Below are 1,069 nucleotides of genomic sequence, written 5' to 3' on the forward strand. Positions count from 1 at the left end.
TGGGGGGTGAGGCGGTGCGGAAGGCCGTCGCAGAGGTCTTCGCGGAGGTGGCGCGGGTGGGGGTCACGGCCGGGGGCGTCGAGGAGGATCCGCGGGGGGTGCTGGAGGCGCACGGGAGGCTCACGACGGCGGTGGCGCAGCAAGCGGCGGCGCGGGCGCTGCACGAGGTGGTGCTGCCGTCGGCTCGGGCGCTGCTGGGCTGAAGGACGGTGGGGTGTGGTGGGTTGACGCGCTGAGGGCCCGTCCAGCGCGGCTCCCCGGAGTGGACGGTCGGTTTGCGGTGCAGCGCGTCGTCGCGTCTCGTCGGACCCACGCGCCTGCGCGAGAATGGATGGGGTATGCTCGCGAGGTCGTCCGGAATGGGCGGCGCGCTTCGCTTCTCTTTGCAGCAGGGAGCTTCGGCCATGGATCGTACGCTTCGCTTTCGTCAGGCCCTCGCCACGCGGCTGCTCCAGATCGCAGGCGCCGCGGCATTCGCGACGCCGGCCGTGGTGGCGAGCTGCGGGGGGAACGTGGTGGTGGATCCCGCGGATGGGACGGGAGGTGCGGGTGGGGCTGGGCCGACGTCGGGGGTCACGTCGATCAGCGTGGTGACCTCGGGGCCGGTGACCGTCTCGGTCGCCTCGGGGCCGAACACGGTCACGTCGACCAGCTCGGGTCAGGATCCGGTGGTTGCGTGCTTCGAGTGGCTGGCGGACGCCGCGTGTCCGGGCGTGAACGACGCGCTGCCGTACTTCCAGTCGACCGACTGCACGTCTCCGGACTACATGTACACGGACGTCGTGCTGGACGGGCCCTACCCGGAGCCGACGCAGTGCTGCTACACGGTGTTTCAGAGCTTTTGCGGCGTCGGGCGGCCTTTCCTGGTGGACGGGCAGCCGCTGACGGCGACGGCTTCCGGACACGGCAGGCGCGGCAGGGGCGCGGAGGCGGAGAGGGTGGCGGGGGGCTGGAGTGGCGGGGGGCTCGCGCCCCGCGTCGAAGGGCTCGACGAGGCGGAACGGGAAGTCCTCGCGGGGGCGTGGGCGGGGGACGGGCTGATGGAGCATGCGTCCGTCGCGGCGTTCGC

2 pseudogenes are annotated in these 1,069 nt (G+C 72.8%); both read left to right on the forward strand.

Annotated elements, in window-relative coordinates:
* A pseudogene (locus CAP_RS53190) lies at positions 1-203 on the forward strand (ferritin-like domain-containing protein); the annotation flags it as partial.
* 201 nt (positions 204-404) lie between these two features.
* Positions 405-1,069 (forward strand): annotated as a pseudogene (locus CAP_RS43290) (hypothetical protein); the annotation flags it as partial.

Origin of the sequence: Chondromyces apiculatus DSM 436 (genome assembly GCF_000601485.1) — a bacterium.
GTDB classification, from domain to species: domain Bacteria; phylum Myxococcota_A; class Polyangia; order Polyangiales; family Polyangiaceae; genus Chondromyces; species Chondromyces apiculatus.